The organism is Streptomyces sp. LN549, assembly GCF_043203805.1.
In the GTDB taxonomy this organism is placed as follows: Bacteria; Actinomycetota; Actinomycetes; order Streptomycetales; family Streptomycetaceae; genus Streptomyces.
On sequence record NZ_JAZHRI010000002.1, the window covers coordinates 3,291,080 to 3,308,688 of the forward strand.

General features: G+C 71.2%; 14 protein-coding genes and 1 other RNA gene. 1 reads left to right on the top strand and 14 read right to left on the bottom strand.

Annotated features, from left to right (window positions below; all coding sequences use genetic code 11):
• From SH922_RS14755 to SH922_RS14775, 5 genes are all read right to left on the bottom strand, one after another.
• Nucleotides 1-1,434, bottom strand: coding sequence for an NAD-dependent malic enzyme (locus tag SH922_RS14755; RefSeq protein ID WP_393058415.1), 1,434 nt, complete (start codon nt 1,432-1,434; stop codon nt 1-3).
• A 450-nt stretch (nt 1,435-1,884) separates the two neighbouring features.
• Complete coding sequence (locus SH922_RS14760; RefSeq protein WP_393058416.1) at nt 1,885-4,263, bottom strand: HelD family protein; 2,379 nt, start codon at nt 4,261-4,263, stop codon at nt 1,885-1,887.
• Nucleotides 4,264-4,392: 129 nt separating this feature from the next.
• Nucleotides 4,393-5,244 (bottom strand): anti-sigma factor family protein, encoded by an 852-nt coding sequence (locus SH922_RS14765; RefSeq protein ID WP_393058417.1) that lies wholly within the window; start codon nt 5,242-5,244, stop codon nt 4,393-4,395.
• Complete coding sequence (locus tag SH922_RS14770) at nt 5,241-5,828, bottom strand: sigma-70 family RNA polymerase sigma factor (RefSeq protein WP_352126801.1); 588 nt, start codon at nt 5,826-5,828, stop codon at nt 5,241-5,243. Before SH922_RS14770 ends, SH922_RS14765 begins: the two co-directional genes overlap by 4 nt.
• 88 nt (nt 5,829-5,916) lie before the next feature.
• Nucleotides 5,917-6,561, bottom strand: a complete 645-nt coding sequence (locus SH922_RS14775; RefSeq protein ID WP_393063567.1) for a CGNR zinc finger domain-containing protein — start codon at nt 6,559-6,561, stop codon at nt 5,917-5,919.
• 113 nt (nt 6,562-6,674) lie between these two features.
• Between SH922_RS14775 and SH922_RS14780 the strand changes: the two genes are divergently transcribed.
• Nucleotides 6,675-7,229, top strand: coding sequence for a GNAT family N-acetyltransferase (locus SH922_RS14780; protein ID WP_393058419.1), 555 nt, complete (start codon nt 6,675-6,677; stop codon nt 7,227-7,229).
• A gap of 12 nt (nt 7,230-7,241) precedes the next feature.
• Here the strand turns inward: SH922_RS14780 and SH922_RS14785 are convergent, their stop codons facing one another.
• The 9 genes from SH922_RS14785 to SH922_RS14825 all read right to left on the bottom strand — a co-directional run bounded on the left by SH922_RS14785 (nt 7,242) and on the right by SH922_RS14825 (nt 17,546).
• Complete coding sequence (locus SH922_RS14785) at nt 7,242-7,826, bottom strand: GNAT family N-acetyltransferase (RefSeq protein ID WP_393058421.1); 585 nt, start codon at nt 7,824-7,826, stop codon at nt 7,242-7,244.
• Between the two features lie 51 nt (nt 7,827-7,877).
• Nucleotides 7,878-9,020, bottom strand: coding sequence for a uroporphyrinogen-III synthase (locus tag SH922_RS14790; RefSeq protein ID WP_393058423.1), 1,143 nt, complete (start codon nt 9,018-9,020; stop codon nt 7,878-7,880).
• Between the two features lie 182 nt (nt 9,021-9,202).
• Nucleotides 9,203-10,534, bottom strand: coding sequence for a nitrate/nitrite transporter (locus SH922_RS14795; protein WP_393058425.1), 1,332 nt, complete (start codon nt 10,532-10,534; stop codon nt 9,203-9,205).
• Nucleotides 10,535-10,677: 143 nt separating this feature from the next.
• Nucleotides 10,678-11,916, bottom strand: coding sequence for an acyltransferase (locus SH922_RS14800; protein WP_393063568.1), 1,239 nt, complete (start codon nt 11,914-11,916; stop codon nt 10,678-10,680).
• Nucleotides 11,917-12,095: 179 nt separating this feature from the next.
• Complete coding sequence (locus SH922_RS14805) at nt 12,096-14,225, bottom strand: glycosyltransferase (RefSeq protein ID WP_393063569.1); 2,130 nt, start codon at nt 14,223-14,225, stop codon at nt 12,096-12,098.
• Nucleotides 14,226-14,291: 66 nt separating this feature from the next.
• A complete protein-coding gene (locus SH922_RS14810; RefSeq protein WP_393058427.1) occupies nt 14,292-14,978 on the bottom strand; it encodes a hypothetical protein in 687 nt (228 codons plus the stop codon).
• A gap of 365 nt (nt 14,979-15,343) precedes the next feature.
• Nucleotides 15,344-15,731, bottom strand: a transfer-messenger RNA (tmRNA) gene (gene ssrA / locus SH922_RS14815).
• 120 nt (nt 15,732-15,851) lie between these two features.
• A complete protein-coding gene (gene smpB / locus SH922_RS14820; protein WP_219569826.1) occupies nt 15,852-16,340 on the bottom strand; it encodes an SsrA-binding protein SmpB in 489 nt (162 codons plus the stop codon).
• A gap of 18 nt (nt 16,341-16,358) precedes the next feature.
• A complete protein-coding gene (locus SH922_RS14825; RefSeq protein WP_393058429.1) occupies nt 16,359-17,546 on the bottom strand; it encodes a S41 family peptidase in 1,188 nt (395 codons plus the stop codon).
• Between the last annotated feature and the right edge of the window lie 63 nt (nt 17,547-17,609).

Here is a 17,609-nt window from a genome sequence, read left to right on the forward strand (position 1 = left end):
TCAGACGGACGTGGGGCCCGTCACAGCCGCACCGGCCGCCTTCGCGGCCTCCCGGACAGCTCCCGCGACCGCTCCGGCGACCTTGTCGTTGAAGACCGACGGGATGATGTAGTTCGCGTTCACCTCATCCTCGGCGACGACGTCGGCGAGGGCGCGCGCAGCGGCGAGCATCATCTCCGTGTTGACGGTGCGGGACTGGGCGTCCAGCAGGCCGCGGAAGACGCCGGGGAAGACCAGGACGTTGTTGATCTGGTTGGGGAAGTCCGAGCGGCCGGTGGCCACAACCGCCGCCGTCTGACGTGCGATTGCCGGGTCGACCTCGGGGTCCGGGTTCGCAAGCGCGAACACGATCGCACCGTCGGCCATGGCCGCGACGTCGTCGCCGTCCAGCACGTTCGGGGCCGAGACGCCGATGAAGACGTCGGCGCCCGCGACGGCCTGCTTGAGGGTGCCGGTGACGGACTCGGGGTTGGTGTTGTCGGCGATCCAGCGCAGCGGCGAGTCGGCGTCGGCGGAGACCAGGTCCTCGCGGCCGGCGTGCACCACACCGTGGATGTCGGCGACGACCGCGTGCTTGACGCCCGCGGCGATGAGCAGCTTCAGAATGGCCGTACCGGCCGCTCCGGCGCCGGACATGACGACCCGTACGTCCCCGATCCCCTTGCCCACCACGCGCAGGGCGTTGGTCAGGGCGGCCAGGACGACGATGGCGGTGCCGTGCTGGTCGTCGTGGAAGACGGGGATGTCGAGGGCCTCGCGCAGCCGGGCCTCGATCTCGAAGCAGCGCGGCGCGGAGATGTCCTCCAGGTTGATGCCCGCGAAGCCGGGGGCGATCGCCTTGACGATCTCGACGATCGCGTCGGTGTCCTGGGTGTCCAGGCAGATCGGCCAGGCGTCGATGCCGGCGAAGCGCTTGAAGAGGGCCGCCTTGCCCTCCATCACGGGCAGGGCGGCCATCGGACCGATGTTGCCGAGGCCGAGCACCGCGGAGCCGTCCGTCACGACTGCGACGGAGTTGCGCTTGATGGTGAGGCGCCGGGCGTCCTCGGGGTTCTCGGCGATCGCCATGCAGACCCGGGCCACACCCGGGGTGTAGATCATCGAGAGGTCGTCACGGTTGCGGATGGGGTGCTTCGACGCCATCTCGATCTTGCCGCCGAGGTGCATCAGGAACGTACGGTCGGACACCTTGCCGAGGATGACGCCCTCGATGTCGCGCAGGCCTTCGACGATCTCGTCGGCGTGCGACGTGGAGGAGGCGGCGATCGTGACGTCGATCCGCAGCTTGTCGTGGCCGGAAGCGGTCACGTCGAGGCCGGTGACCGAGCCGCCGGAGGACTCCACGGCCGTGGTGAGCTGGGAGACCGCTGTGCCGCTCGCGGGCACCTCCAGCCTGACCGTCATCGAGTACGAGACGCTGGGCGCCGTTGCCATGGCCGAGTCCTTCGCTTTCCTTAGCTTCATTGCTATACGTGGCCGGATCTGTCGCCGCCGGACACGCCTTCCGATATTCGCACCTACCGACGAGTAGCCGGTAATGACTGCCGCTCTTCGGAAAGTGTTTTCCACCATACGAGATATGAGGGGTTCGGCGGAACCCCGTCGGGCCCGTGAACCGGGCCCGTAAACAGAAACAGACCCGCGTCACCGGAGGGTGACGCGGGTCTGTCTTCTTCAGTTGAGCGGCACCGACCCGCCATGCTCGCCTCGCGGCAAGTGGTCGCTCGAAGCGACTAAGGTTGGGCCCGGGGGCTTGGATCGAGCCGGTGCCGACTCCAGGCTAACAAACACCCTGGGGAAGTGATTCCCCCAGCGCAGGTTGACCGAAAAAAGGCTCCCGCACCCCGCTTCCCGGAGCCTGATCGGTCCCTGAGCGGGGGCCTGTCAGTCCCTGAGCAGGTCCGGCACCCCGTCCTCGTCGGGCAGGTCCCGCTCCCCCGAGACGACGGTGAGCTGCTGGGTCGCCCGTGTCAGCGCCACGTACAGCACCCGCAGCCCCGCCGGGGACTCGTCCGCGATCTCCGCGGGCGAGACGACCACCGTCGCGTCGTACTCCAGGCCCTTCGCCTCCAGGCTGCCGAGCGCCACCACGCGCTCGCCGAGCTCCGCGAGCCACCCACGGGCCTGCGCCCGCCGGTTCATCGCGACGACGACACCGACCGTGCCGTCCACCTCGCCGAGCAGCCGCCGCGCCTCCTCGCGCACCGTGCCGGCCAGATCGCCGTCCCGCACGGTCTCGAAGCGCGGCTTCACGCCCGTGGAGCGGACCGCGGCCGGGGACTCCATGCCCGGCATCGCGAGCGCCAGGACCTTGGCAGCGAGTTCGGCGATCTCCGCCGGGTTCCGGTAGTTGACGGTCAGCGTGAAGTTCCGGCGCGGCCGGCTGCCCAGCGCCTCGTCACGGGCCGCCGACGCCTCGTCCGGATCGGACCAGGAGGACTGCGCCGGGTCCCCGACGATCGTCCAGGTGGCGTGCCGGCCGCGGCGGCCGACCATCCGCCACTGCATGGGCGTGAGGTCCTGCGCCTCGTCGACGATGACGTGCGCGTACTCCGTGCGCTCCGCCGCGAGCCGCTCGGCCCGCTCCCACTGGGTCTCCTCGCGCTGCGGCATCAGCTCCTCCAGACCCGTGAGCTGGTCCAGCGGGTCGAACTCGCGCTTGCGCTTGGGCCGGTTCGGGGTGCCGAGCAGTGTCTGGAGCTCGTCGAGGATGGCCACGTCGTGGACGGAGAGCGGCCCGCGGCCCTCCGCGTCCAGCCGCTTCAGGGAGCGCGCGAGCCGGCGCACCTCGCCCTGGTTGAGGGTGCGGCGCGCCCACCGGCCGAGCCGCTTCTCGTCCGCCATCGCCGCGAGCACCCCGCGCGGGGTGAGCTCGGGCCACCAGGCGTTCAGGAACTCGATGAACGGCGTCTCGGTGGAGACGTCCTCGTCGAACGACGAGCGCAGTTCGGCCGCGAGCTCCTGATCGGTGTAGCGGCCCCGTCCCGACGACCTGTTCCACAGCGCGTCGAGCAGCAGTTTGCGGGCGCGCGGGCGCAGCAGGTTGACCGGCGCGGTGCCGCTGAGCACGTTGTTGCGGATGCGCCGGAGCTCGTCCTCGTGCAGCTCGACGCGGGCGCCGAAGGCCACCACCCTGAGCCGGGTGGGGGTACCGGCCTCCTGAGGGGCCGCCTCGGCCTCTCCGAACGCCAGCTGGCCCTCCTGGGCCGCAGGGCGCGGCACGGGCTGTTCCAGCGCCCCGCGGGCCGCCTTGCGCAGCACGTGGAGCATCCGGGACGAGCCCTTGATCCGCGCGACGGCCGGTTCGTCGTAGGTGGTGGCGCCCTCGGTGCCGGCCGCCTCGTCGGACAGCGAGCCGACCGCGCGGATCGCGACCTGGCCCTCCTCGCCGAGCGAGGGCAGCACGCCTTCGGTGTACGCGACCAGCAGCGGCGTCGGCGAGACGACGAGGATGCCGCCCGCGTACCGCCGCCGGTCCTGGTAGAGCAGGTACGCGGCACGGTGCAGGGCGACCGCGGTCTTGCCGGTGCCGGGGCCGCCGGAGACCTCGGTGACCGAGGCGGCGGGGGCCCGGATCACCAGGTCCTGCTCGGCCTGGATCGAGGAGACGATGTCCCGCATGGTGTGGCTGCGGGCCTGCCCCAGCGCCGCCATCAGCGCGCCGTCACCGATGACGGGGAGCTTTTCGCCGCCCAGGTAAGCGGTCAGCTCGGGACGCATGAGGTCGTCCTCGACCCCGAGGACCCGGCGGCCCTTGGAGCGGATGACCCGGCGGCGTACCACCCGGCCCGGTTCCTTCGGCGTCGAGCGGTAGAACGGTGCGGCCGCCGGGGCCCGCCAGTCGATGACCAGCGGCGCGTAGTCGGAGTCGAGGACCCCGATCCGGCCGATGTGCAGCGTCTCGGCGATATCGGCGGTGCTGTCCTCCCGCACGACGTCGTCGGCGGGTTCGACGGAGGTGAACGCGCCGTCCGGGCCGCGCTCACCGTCCTTGCCGAGCAGCAGGTCGATCCTTCCGAAGAGGAAGTCCTCGAACTCGCTGTTCAGCCGGTTGAGGTGGATTCCGGCGCGGAACACCTGGGCGTCACGTTCGGCGAGCGCTCCCGGTGTACCCACCTGGCCGCGCTTGACGGCGTCATTCATGAGAAATTCCGCCTCGTGGATCTTCTCCTCGAGGCGGTGGTAAACACGGTCGAGATGTTCCTGCTCGACACCGATTTCCCGGTCCCGCAACGAATCGACAGCGGCATCCTGCGCGGCCACCGAGGCCCCTTTCTGACGTGCATTGGGCAGCCGTCAACCCTATGCGAAGGGGGGCCGTCGCGCACCTGCCGCGGGCATCGATCTTGCGCTCCGGGATATCGATTGCGTGTCGGGGATCGCGCCGGGCCCTCAGACGCCGACGCTCACCAGCCGTTCGCCGTCGAACGTACGGACCTCGAAGTGGTCGATGTCCGCCCGCGCCATGGCGGCCCCGCCGTGCACGTAGAGCGGGTACCTGGCGGTGGGGTGGGTGGAGTCCGCGATGCCGTAGCCCCACTTCGGTACGGACCAGGAGGTGACGACCTCCTCCTCGCCGGTCTTCGAGACGGCGATCAGCCTGCACTTCTGCGGGCCCTTCACGTTCTTCAGCTCCAGCACGGTGTGCGTGCCCCAGGCCTTCGGCTCCATGCCGACCGTGGCGTCGACCGCGGTGACGGGGTCGGTCGCCTCCGCCTTCTCCTTCATGTGGTGGAAGAAGGCGTCCTCGGCGGGGCTGGTGGGGTGCGGATCGGCCGCCTCCACGCTGCTCGTGCCACCGCCGGTGGCCATCACCGCGACCACCGGGCCGCCGATGACCAGCGCCGCTGCCGCCGCCACCAGATACCTCACCCGCCGGGTGCGCCGGGCGCGCTTGGCCGCCACCTCGTCGATCAGGGTGTCGAGCAACCGGGGCGCGGGCGGCGTGGGAACGTGCGGGACCGGGCGGGCACCCGGTACGGAGGCCGGGGACTCGGCGAGCATCGCGAACATCGGCTCCAGGCCGGCGAACTCGTCGAGGTGGGCGGCGCAGCGGGCGCAGCCGGCCAGGTGTGCCTCGAAGGCGGCGGCCTCGGCCGGGTCCAGGATGCCCAGGACGTAGGCGCCCGCCGCGTCGTGTCCTGCCTCGTCCACGGGGCCGCCGGGAGCGGCGGCAAAGAGGTCGGGGGGACCGGAGGGACCGGCCGGCCGGGGCCCGAAGGGCTCCCATTCCTGGTCGCTCATGCCGTGATCCCCCTCTCTTCGAGTGCGAGCTTCATCGAGCGCAGTGCGTAGAAGACCCGTGAGCGCACCGTGCCACTGGGGATACCGAGCACCTCGGCCGCCTCGTTGACCGTACGGCCCTTGAAGTAGGTCTCGACCAATGCTTCCCGGTGGGCCGGGGTCAAATCGTCGAGCGCGTCCGAGAGCGTCATCAGCCACAGCGCCTTGTCGATCTCGTCCTCCGCGGGAATGACCTCCAGTGGCGACGGGTCGACCTCGTGCGGCCGGGCCTGCCGGCTGCGGTGGCCATCGATGACGATGCGCCGGGCGACCGTCACCAGCCAGGGCCGGACGGAACCGGTGGCCCTGTTGAGCGAACCGGCGTTCTTCCAGGCACGGATGAGCGTTTCCTGCACCACGTCCTCGGCGCGCTGTCGGTCGCCGGCGACGAGGCGGAGCACATACGCGAGCAGAGGTCCGGCGTGTTCGCGGTAGAGCGCCCGCATCAGCTCCTCGTCGGGGACGGCGGAGGGTGACGGGGGCGGCGCACTGCGATGCCGGGCCCTGTGCGGACGGTCATCGGCCACGGCCGCATCCTTGCGCACACGAACCTCCCGGTCGAGACCCTGTCGAGCTCCTTGGCCATCGATACGGGGATGCGGGGCGATCCATTCAATGCGCGTCCAAGATTCTTTACGGCTCCGGGCTGCCCCGGTGCTCCGGACTCCCCCCGTGTTCCGGGGACGCGCCGGCCGGGTCCGTGTGGCGCCGACGGTGCCGGGCGACCCGTTCGCGGTTGCCGCAGACCTCGCTGGAGCACCATCGCCGGCGCCGGCCGCGTGAGGTGTCCAGGTAGACGCGGCGGCAGTGGTCCCCCTCGCAGCGGCGCAGCCCGGCCAGGGCGACCGGGTCGGTGAGGAGGTCCACGGCGTCCCGCGCCACGGCGGCCAGCAGCGCCCCGCAGCCGGGCTCGGTGCTCAGGCCGCGTACCAGCGCGCCGTTCCCGGCGCGCACGGCGCACAGGCCGGGCGGGGCGGCCGCCGCGAGCGCGTTGACGCGCTCCAGGGCGCCGTCCGCCGCCCGCCCGCCGAGCTGCGCGGTCAGCAGCCGGTCCATGGCGCTCCTCAGCTGGCGGAACCGCACGAGCCAGTGGTCGTCCACGTGGTCGAGCCGGGTGCCCCGCGGTACGGCCCCGGCGGCCACCAGCCAGTCGGCGAGCCCCTCGGACCGGTCCAGCGGGTCGGCGGTGCCCGGGCTCCCGGCCGCCGTCGCGACCAGGTCCAGGCAGAGCCGCCCGGAGTCGAACCGCCGGTCGTACGAGCCCTTGCGCGCCGCCATGCGCATGCCACCGCCTCGGGTCCGGTCGCCGTCCCCACCAGAGTGCCCCGCGCGGCCCCCGGCCGTAACCCCTGTCGCGCGGGCCGCGACAACTCCCCTCGTACGATGACCTGATGGACGATCATCTGCGCAACGGCCCCCTCCGGGCCGGCTCCCTGGTGCTTCGCCCCTGGCTTCCGGGCGACCTCACGGTCCTGCTCGACGCGTACCGCGACCCGGCGGTACAGGCAGGGTCGCGCGCCCCGGTGGAGGACGAGGAGGCGGCGGCACGCTGGCTGCGCGACCAGGACGAGGGCCGGGCGTCCGGGCTGCGCCACAGTTTCGCCGTGGTGGACACGGCACTCGGGGACGGGCCGGCCGGAAACGTCGTCCTCGCGTACCCCGCGCCAGGGTCGGGTTCGGCCGAGGTCGGCTACTGGACGGCGGCGCACGCCCGCGGCCGCGGCATCGCCCCGCAGGCCCTCGAAGCGCTCACCGACTGGGCGTTCACGGCGTTCGCCGGGGACGGACTCGTACGGCTCGACCTGCTGCACGAGGTGGACAACGAGGCATCGTGCCGGGTGGCGGAGAAGGCCGGATACGGCTTCGCCGAGGTGCTGCCCGCACGCCCGCCATGGCCGCGGGAGGGCCACCGCCACGTGCGCCGGGCAGCCGGGCACGGCGGTTGATCCGGGGCGGCTTCAGGCTCCGGACACCGCCTCCGCCCCGGTCACCGGGCCGTCGTGCAGGACGCGCTGGAAGAGCCGGTGGTCGCGCCACTCGCCGTTGATGTGGAGATAGCCCGGGGCCAGGCCGATCTGCTCGAAGCCGCACTTGGCGAGCACCCGCTGCGATGCCTCGTTGTACGGCAGCGTGGCGGCCTCGATCCGGTGCAACCGCAGCTCGTCCCGGGCCAGTTCGCAGATGAGCCGCACCACGGCGGTGGCCAGCCCCCGCCCCGCGAAGTCCACGTCCACCCAGTAGCCGAGGGCGGCGCTGCGGAACGGCCCGAGCACCACGCCGTTGAGCGTGAACGTGCCGATCGCCCGGTCCTGCGCGTCGCAGAGCACCCAGGGCATCACACGCCCCGCGTCGCGGTCCGCCAGCACACCCGCCAGCCGCTCGCGCTGCCCCTCCTCGGTGTAGAAGGCGTCGGGCCGCACGGGCTCCCAGGGCTGCATGTACGCACGGCTGCGGGTCAGCGATTCGGCGAGGGGTCCTGCGTCGGCAAGGGTCACGGGCCGCAGCCGCACGCCGGCGTCGAGGCGATGGGTGTCACTACTCATCCGTCCACCGTAACCGCAGGTCGCAATGGTGCACCGATGGTTTCGCAGCGCTCAGGAGTCGGCGTACTTGGCGTCCGATGCCGGGTCCAGGGCCAGCCGGTAGCCGCGTTTGACCACTGTCTGGATCAGCCGGGGCACCCCGAGCGCGGTGCGCAGCCGGGCCATCGCCGTCTCCACCGCGTGCTCGTCCGTACCGCTGCCGGGCAGGGCGCGCAGCAGATCGGCGCGGGCCACCACCCAGCCCGGCCTGCGGGCCAGGGTGTGCAGCAGGGCCATGCCGGCGGGCGGCACCGCGCGCAGTTCGTCGTCGACCAGGACTGCGTGGCCGCGGATCTCGACGCGGTGCCCGGCGACCGGCAGGGTCCGGGCCCGGGAGGGCAGTTCGCGGCAGATCAGCTGAACGAGCGGGCCGAGCCGGAAGCGCTCCGGCTGGGCGGTGTCGACGCCGCGGTCCTGCAACGGGAGGGCGGTGACCGGTCCGACGCAGGCCGAGAGGACGTCGCCCTGCAGGGCGCCCATCAGGTCGGTCAGCAGCCCGCGTTGCTCGGCCCGGCGCAGCAGGGAGACCGCCGCCGGGGCGCTGGTGAAGGTGAGTGCGTCCAGACCGCGGGCGATGGTGATGTCGATCAGCCGGTCGAGGGGGGCGATGTCCTCGGGCGGCATCCAGCGGTAGACGGGAACGCCGATGACCTCGCCGCCGGCCGCGCGCAGCGACTCCACGAAGCCGGGGAGGGGTTCGCCGTGCAGCTGGAGGGCGATGCGGCGGCCCTCGACGCCCTCCTCCAGGAGCCGTTCCAGCACCTCCGCCATGGATTCGGACGCCGGTGACCAGGTCTCGGTCAGCCCGGCGGCGCGTACCGCGCCCTTGACCTTGGGGCCGCGGGCCAGCAGTTCGACCCCGCGCAGGGTGTCCAGCAGCCGTTCCCCGATGCCCCAGCCGTCGGCGGCCTCGATCCAGCCGCGGAAGCCGATCGCCGTGGTCGCGAGGACCACATCGGGGACGACGTCGATGAGTTCCTTGGTGGCGGCGAGCAGTTCGCTGTCGTCGGCGAGCGGCACGATCCGCAGGGCGGGTGCGTGCACCACGGTGGCGCCCCGCCGCCGCAGCAGCGTGCCGAGCTCGTCCGCCCGGCGCGCGGCGGTGACACCGACCGTGAAGCCCGCGAGGGGCCCGTGCTGTTCGTCGTCGTGCATATGGTCTACCCGGCTCTCGTCCCGCTGCTGCTCAATGGTGCGGAGGGCCGAGCCTGCCAACGAAGCGTGACAGGCTCGGTTCCCCCGTATTTCCCGCCCGTTACGTCACCCGACATCGATAGGCCCTTTCGTCCGGACCCCGCGAGCCCGGCATGATCCAAACGAGAGGTCCTGGGCCATCATCACACTTCGGCGTAGTTGAGCTGGGGCTTCGCAGGGACCGCCGCGGTGCGGCGAAGGTATACCGCCCAAGTGAGCGCGAAACACACCCCGTAGAAGGCGAGGAAGGACCAGAAGGCCGCCGTTCCGGTGCCCGAGGTCTGGAAGGACTGCCGGAAGGCGAGGTTGATGGCGAGGCCGCCGAGCGCCCCGACCGCGCCGATGAGCCCCATCGCCGCCCCGGACAGCCGCCGCCCCTGGGCCGCCGCCTCCTCGCCGCGCAGCCCCTGGGCGATCGCCTTGGCGTGGAAGATGCCCGGGATCATCTTGAACGTCGATCCGTTGCCGAGCCCCGTGAGGACGAACAGGGCGGTGAAGCCGATCAGGAACACGGTGAGCGATTCGATGCCGGAGGCGTAGACGACGACACCGGTCGCGACGGCCATGGCGGCGTAGTTCGCCAGGGTGATCCGGGCGCCGCCGTACCGGTCGGCCAGCCAGCCGCCGGCCGGCCTGATGAGCGAGCCCAGCAGCGGGCCGACGAACGTGAGCGAGGCGGCCTGCAGCGGGGTCCGGCCGAACTGGGTCTGCAGGACGAGTCCGAAGGCGAAGCTGTAGCCGATGAAGGAGCCGAAGGTGCCGATGTAGAGCACCGCCATGATCCAGGTGTGCGGGTCGCGCACGGCGTCCTTCGCGGCCCCGGTGTCGTTCTGCACGGGCGCCAGGTTGTCCATGAACTTCGCGGCGCACAGCCCGGCGACGACGATCAGCGGGATGTACACGCCGAGCACGATCCGCGGGTGCATGGCGCCCGCGGTCCCGATCACCAGCAGCCCGACGAGCTGCACGACGGGCACCCCGATGTTGCCGCCGCCCGCGTTCAGTCCGAGCGCCCAGCCCTTCTTGCGCAGCGGGAAGAAGGCGTTGATGTTTGTCATCGAAGAGGCGAAGTTGCCGCCGCCGATACCGGTCAGCGCGGCAACGGCCACGAAGGTGGTGTACGAGGTCCCCGGCTCCATCACCATGAAGGCGGCGACGGTCGGCACCAGCAGGGTGAACGCGCTGAACACGGTCCAGTTCCGGCCGCCGAACCGGGCGACGGCGAAGGTGTACGGCACCCGCACGAGGGCCCCGACCAGTGTCGCGGTGGAGATCAGGAAGAACTTCCCGGCCGGGTCCACCCCGTACTCCGGGCCCATGAACAGGACCATCACCGACCACAGGGTCCAGATCGAGAACCCGATGTGCTCGGAGAGTACGGAGAACCAGAGGTTCCGGCGGGCGATCCGCTCGCCCTTCTCCTGCCAGAACGTCTCGTCCTCCGGCTCCCAATGCTCGATCCAACGGCCAGCCATCACGCGCCTCCACGGGTGGTCGGGGTGTTGTCCCCGACGCTAGAGAGCGTGCGTTTCGGTGTGGTGCCGCGAGGTGACCGGTGCGCAACCTTGCTCTCACCGGGCCGGGGGCGGCCCGGTGAGACGGTGGTCAGCGGCCGCGTTCAGCGGCCGTGGGCCGACTGCCGCTCGGGCCGGTTCCGTGCCGTGCCCGGCCGCCGGATCCTCTTCGGGGCGCCGTTCGGCCACAGTTGCGGCCGGCGCTTCGCCGCCACGTCCTCGGTCCAGCCGAACGCCAGGATGCACACCGCGATCAGCGCCCAGGCGAAGATCAGGACCGGTACCCAGCTCTCCAGCAGCCAGGGCACGTTGTCGCCGAGGAAGTCGACGGCCCACAGCCGGTCGTACATCGTCGCGGCGACGAGGATGCAGACGTTGTGCCAGAGGTAGATCGTGACCGCGCGTGAGTTGAGCAGCGTGATCGTGGTGTCCCAGGCCTGCAGGCGCTTGGGCCACTGGGTCCAGGACGGGCTGTAGTGCAGCAGGAGCAGGACGCAGCCGAACGACCACAGGGCCTGCGCCAACGGAATGGAGTCCAGGTCGAAACCGGCCCGGAACCCCTCGTGCGAGGCCCACCACAGCCCCAGCGCCGCGACGACCGGGGCGAGGGACGGCACGAGGTAGGACGGCAGCCGCTTCAGGATCCCCTCCTGGTGGGCCATCCCGAGCACCCAGCAGGCACCGAACGTACTGAAGTCGGTGATCGCCGAGTCGATGCGCTCCGGGGTGGAGATCATCTCCCTGGACATGATGAAGGCCAGCACCAGGGGGGCGAGCAGGGTCGGCCAGGGCATCTTGCGCAGGCCCCGCAGGATCAGCGGCGACATCAGGACGTACCAGAGGTACGCGCGGATGTACCAGAGCGGTCCGGCGAGGTCGCTTCCCCAGGTCTCGCCCAGGAAGCCGTGGATGCCCGGCAGTTCCTCGGCGAACGGCGGATCGCTGAGCGGAAGGATCCAGAACAGCAGATGGGTCCACCACCAGCCGGGGTGCCCGTCGGCGTCCGGCGCCCAGCCCTGGAGCACCATGCCGGTGACCCCGATCGCGCCGAGCAGCCAGAGCGGCGGCAGCAGACGGCGGACGCGGCTGCGGATCACCTGTGCGGCGGGCCGTTTCAGCGAGCGGGCCATGAGGTTGCCGGCCAGGGCGAACATGACGCCCATCGACGGGAAGACGATCGGCAGCCACGCCCAGCCGGTGAGGTGGTAGAGGACGACGCGGAACAGCGCGAGAGCCCTGAGCAGGTCGAAGTAGCGGTCCCGGCCGGGCTTCTTCGGCCCCGGCACGGGTTCCGCCCCCGGTGTGGAGACCGGTGCGTCCGGGGTCCGCGGCGGCACGACCAGGGCCGGCGGTACCTGCTGCGGCAACGGCTGAGTCCGCGGGCTGTAGGGGTCGTAGCCGCTATTCGGCCTGTACGCGGCGTACGGCTCGTACGCGTTGTACGGCTCGGACGCGTTGTACGGCTCGTACGGCTCGTGGTTCTCGCGCGGGCCCGATTCGGGCGGGGTGGGGCTGGGGTACGTCACGCGACGGGCCTCCGGTCGGTGCTGCGTCCGGTCCCCTGGCTCGGCATGGAACGCGGCGCTTCCACGACCCCCGTGCGGCGCAGCTTCTGCCAGCGGAGCCGGCCGCCGGTGAGAGCGGTGATCCAGGACTGGAGCAGCACCACGTACATGAGCTGCCGGTAGAGGATCTGCTGGAGGGGCAGCGAAAGCAGATGGGTCATGCGCTCCCGGTCGAGCCGGAAGGCGTACGCGGCGCAGACGGCCTGCACAGCGAGGACGCCGAGCCAGGCGACGACCGTCTGCTCGGTGGGGCCGAAGACGAGCCCGTACAGCAGGAAGACGTCGATGAGCGGGGCGAGCAGTGGGGCGACGACCATGAACAGGGCGACGAACGGCAGCCCGACGCGTCCGAAGCGGCCGGACGGGCCGCGCTCGATCACCGCGCGGCGGTGCTTCCAGATGGCCTGCATCGTGCCGTACGACCACCGGTAGCGCTGCGACCAGAGCTGCTGCACGGACTCCGGTGCCTCGGTCCAGGCGCGGGCGTTCTCCGCGTACACGACGCGCCAGCCGTCCCGGTGCAGGGCCATCGTGACGTCGGTGTCCTCGGCGAGGGTGTCCTCGCTCATGCCGCCGATCCGCTTCAGCGCCTCGCGGCGGAACGCCCCGACCGCGCCGGGGATGGTGGGCATGCAGCGCAGCATGTCGTACATGCGACGGTCGAGGTTGAAGCCCATCACGTACTCGATGTGCTGCCAGGCGCCGATCAGGGAGTCGCGGTTGCCGACCTTGGCGTTGCCCGCGACGGCCCCGACCCGCGGGTCGGCGAAGGGCTGCACGAGCTCACGGACGGTGGACGGCTCGAAGACCGTGTCACCGTCCATCATCACGATGATGTCGTGACGGGCGTGCGCGATGCCGTTGTTCAGGGCGGCGGGCTTCCCGGCGTTGCGCTGGCGCACCACCCGGACGTGGCGCAGCCGCATCCGGTCGACCAGGTCCGCGGTGCCGTCCGTGGAACCGTCGTCGATGACGATGACCTCGAGCGGATAGTCACTCGCCACCAGCGAGCGGACCGTGTTGGCGATGCACTTGCTCTCGTTGTACGCGGGCACCAGGACGGACACCGGGCGGGTGAGCGGCTCGCCCCAGCTGAAGTCCCGTTTGCGGACCCGTCGGGCGTGCGCGAAGGACAGCAGCAGCATCAGGCCGAAGCGGGCCAGGACCAGCACCCCGATGACGGCGAGACCCACCACCATCACATCGGTGATGTGCTCCGAGACCACCACGGCGGAGACGAACGCCTTGCCCTTCCAGAGCGCGTACCCGGTGACCGGGGTGTGTGCGCTGGGGGCGCCGAGGGCGTCGGTGAGGTTGGTGAACTCGTAGCCGCGCTCCTGCATCTTCGGCAGGAACCTCCCCAGGGCGGTGACGGTCTGGGACCGGTCGCCCCCGGAGTCGTGCATGAGGATGACGGCGCCCTCGCCGTGTTCGGGGGTGGCCCGGTCGATGATCGCCTCGACGCCTGGCCGCTTCCAGTCCTCGCTGTCGGTGTTGTTGACGACAGTGAGGTAGCCGCGGCTGCCGACGTACTGGGTGACCGGCCAGGACTTGTCGTCCATGGCGTCGGCGAACGAGGAGTACGGCGGCCGGAACAGGGAGGTACGGATGCCGGCCGCGCCCGCCAGCGCCAGTTGGTTCTGGGACAGCTCGTAGTCGATGCGGCCGGTGGACTGGTAGGAGAGGTCGGGGTGGTTGAAGGTGTGCAGCCCGACCTCATGCCCCTCCTCGACCATGCGCTCGACCAGGTCGGGGTAGCGCGAGGCCATGGTGCCGGTGACGAAGAAGACGCCGTGTGCGTGGTACTTCTTCAGCTCGTCCAGCACCCGGGGGGTCCACACCGGGTCGGGGCCGTCGTCGAAGGTCAGCACGATCCGGCGGTCGGGGATCCGCAGCGTCTCGGCGGGCTCGGTGGCGCTGCGCGCGTCGATGACCGGGCCGCCCCCCAGAACCTGCTCGGGCACCCGGTCGGTGGCCGCCGGTGGCTGGATCCGGTGGTCGGCGAGGATCCCGCTGTGCACGTAACCGCGCAGCATCAACATGGCGAGCAGGGCAACGAGGAACAGGAACGGCAGCATGTAGCGCATGGGGAGTCTGCGCCGCCGGGTCTGCTTCTTACGGTGGTGCCTGACCCGCGGGGCGGGGGTGGTCATCTAGCTGGCGCCTTCTTGCTCTTGCACAGGAGGATCCGGTGTGGTGGCCGGCGGGGTCACGGGGCCCGGGGATGTGGTCGCCGGACCGGCGCTCGGCGTCCCGGAGCCGGAGGCCGGCGCGGAGGCGGACGTCTCGCCGGCCGGCTCGCCGGCACCGGTGCTCGATGCCGCGCCGGTGTGCTGCGCGGACGGTGCGACGCGGGCCGGGGCGGAGGATCCGGTCCCCGTGGCCGAGGAGCTTCCGGCACCGACGACGCCGCCGGTGCCGGCCGCGCTCCCTCCGGTCTCCGGGGTGGCGGACGGCAGGACGTCCTGGGTCGCCCCGGGCGAGGCCTGGGCACCCGGGCTCTCCCCGAGCGTGGCCGGCGTCCGTACCTCTTCCGCCTTCTGCTGCTCCTCCTGGCCGGAAAGCGGCAGGAAGGGCGCGGTGGAGTTGCCTCCGAGCAGGGCGACGACGAGCGTCACCGCGTAACCGACACAGATCGCGGCCAGGACCCAGCCGAGCCGTCGGAGCGTCTTGCTGCGCCGGCCGCTCTCGTCGACGAAGACCGGACCGTCGGAGCCTTCCGGAGCGCTGGGTTCCGGGATCAGCTCGGAGAGCTGCCGTCCCAGTCCGTCGAGCTGGATGGTGACTTCGTTCGGCTCGTGGGTGTGCCCCGTACGGGCACCTTCACGCCAAGTTTCCACAGTTGTACGCACTTCCCCCACTCAGGACCGGGTGCGCGCAACTGACCGGATATGTGCCGCCGGACGGGGCCCCCACCCCGTCCACGTGCGCCCCCTACCACAGTGCACCCGGGCCATGAATGTAGCGCACGCCGACGCCACTCCGGCCCGCGGAGAGGTGTTGTTCCTCATGAGAGATACATCTGTTTTCGAACCGTGGTGCGGGCACTGCCCCGAGCGGGTCGGCCGTGGGAGCACGACGCGGGAGCGCACGCCGGGGCGCACGCCCCTGCGCGCCGGTCGTGGCCGTTGGCGCCGCGGTGCCGCAGCGACAAAAAACGAGGACCCCGCTGCCGGTGGCAGCGGGGTCCTCGTTCACATGGGAATTGTGGAGATGGCGGGAATCGAACCCGCGTCCAACGGTGCGGAACCAGGGCTTCTCCGAGTGCAGTTCGCTACGCTTTTCTCGGCCCCGGAGGTCACGCGAACAAGCCTCCGACAGGCCCAGTCACTGTTTGATTTCCTTCTAGGCCCCGTGACCGGGCTTAGAAGTTTAGATCCCTAATTGATGCCAGGATCCGGGTCGGGATCAACCCCGGGCTGACACTCCGCAGAGTCTTCGCTTAGCTGCTAATTAGGCAGCGAGGGCGAAGGCGGAGGAATCGCGCTTTGAAGTGGCGATTATTGTTTGCGACATATGGTTTACGAGATCATTGTCGCTTCCTCGACTCGCTTCCCCTGCCTCGACATCCGCTGTCGAAACCGATCATCCCCATGTTGATTTTTCAAAGGTGGTACACACCCCGTGGGGTGCAGTGCCATCGTACGTGACCAACGCACGACGATGCCAGCGTATTCCTGCCGCACCGGCCGGCAGTCACTGGCGCGGTGCGCTCAGGCGCTCCGCTGGCGGCGGCGGGCCGCCGAGATCGCCCGGTTCGTCTCCCTCGTGTCCTGCTTCTCGCGCAGCGTCTGCCGCTTGTCGTACTCCTTCTTGCCCTTCGCCAGCGCGATCTCGACCTTGACCCGGCCGTTGGTGAAGTACAGGGCGAGCGGCACGATCGTGTGCCCGGTCTCCTGCGACTTCGACTCCAGCTTGTCGATCTCGGCCCGGTGCATCAGCAGCTTGCGCTTCCGCTTGGCGGAGTGGTTGGTCCAGGTCCCCTGGACGTACTCGGGGACGTGGATGTTGTGCAGCCACGCCTCGCCGCCGTCGATCTGCACGAAGCCGTCCACCAGGGAGGCCCGGCCCATGCGCAGAGATTTGACCTCGGTGCCCATGAGCACGAGGCCGCACTCGTAGGTGTCGAGGATGGTGTAGTCGTGGCGCGCCTTCTTGTTCTGCGCGACCATCTTGCGCCCGGTGTCTTTTTCCTTAGCCATAGTGCGGCCATTTTCGCACTACGACCCACCCCCGAGGCCACTCAATACCGTCTCGGCCCGCTGCTGGGCCCGCACGCTGGCCGCGAGGTCCGGGGTGATGCCGTGGCCGTCGACGCTGCGGCCCGCCGGAGTGCGGTAGTGCCCCACGGTCAGCTCGGCCACGGAGCCTCCCGCGAGCCTGCTAGGCATCTGGACCGACCCCTTGCCGAAGGTCCGCGAACCGACCGTGACCGCCCGGCCCCGGTCCTGCAGCGCGCCGGTCAGGAGCTCGGCCGCGCTCATGGTCCCGCCGTCGACGAGGACGACGACGGGCCGCTCGGTGTCTCCGCCCGCCTCGGCGTACAGGGCACGCTGCTCGCCGTGCACGTCGTACGTGGCGACCAGGCCGCCGTCCAGGAACGCGGAGGCGGCGGTGACGGCCTCGGTGACGAGTCCGCCGGAGTTGCCGCGCAGATCCAGCAGCACGCCGGCGCCCGCAGGCGCCCCCAGGACCGCGTCGCGGACCGCGTCGCCGGATCCCTTGGTGAACGAGTCGACCTCGATCAGTACAGCTGCGGAGGAATCGGAACGGCCCGGTCCGAGCTGCTGCACGGAGACGGCCTCGGTGGCGAGACGGGCCCGCCGCAGCGTCTCGGTCCGGGTGACGGAGCCCCGCTGGACGCCCAGCACGACGGTGGTCCCGGCGGCCGCGCCGGTGCGGTCACCCCGCAGCAGCGCCACGACGTCGGAGACCGGGCGCCGGTCGACCCGGCTGCCGTCGACCGTACGCAGCACGTCGCCCGCACGGATTCCGGCCCGTTCGGCGGGGCTGCCCGGCTGGACCCGGGCGACCGCGACCAGCCCGTCGGCGGAGCGCCTGGCGGCGATCCCGACGCCCGTGTACGAGCCGTCGAGGGCCTGCTCGAACTCCTGGTACTCCCGCTCGTCGTAGACCGCGCCCCAGCGGTCCCCGCTGCGGCTGACGACCTCCTCGGCCGCCTCCGTACCCGACTTGCCGTCGGCCACGGCCTCGGCTGCGGCGTCGGCCACCGCGTCGCGGTCGGCGGAAGCTGCGACGGACCGGGCCTCCACCTCGGTGCCCCGCCCGTCCCCGTGCGGCAGCGAGCCGGTCGCGGCGGCCGTGGCGAGCACACTCGCGAAGACCAATGTCAGGGCCGCCCCGCGGCGAAGACCGCGGGGCCCGACACGACACTCGGGGCCCGGCATGGCGCCGAGTCTAGGACAACGCCCTGTGGGCGCACGGCCCGTTGACCGCGCGCCGCACAGGGC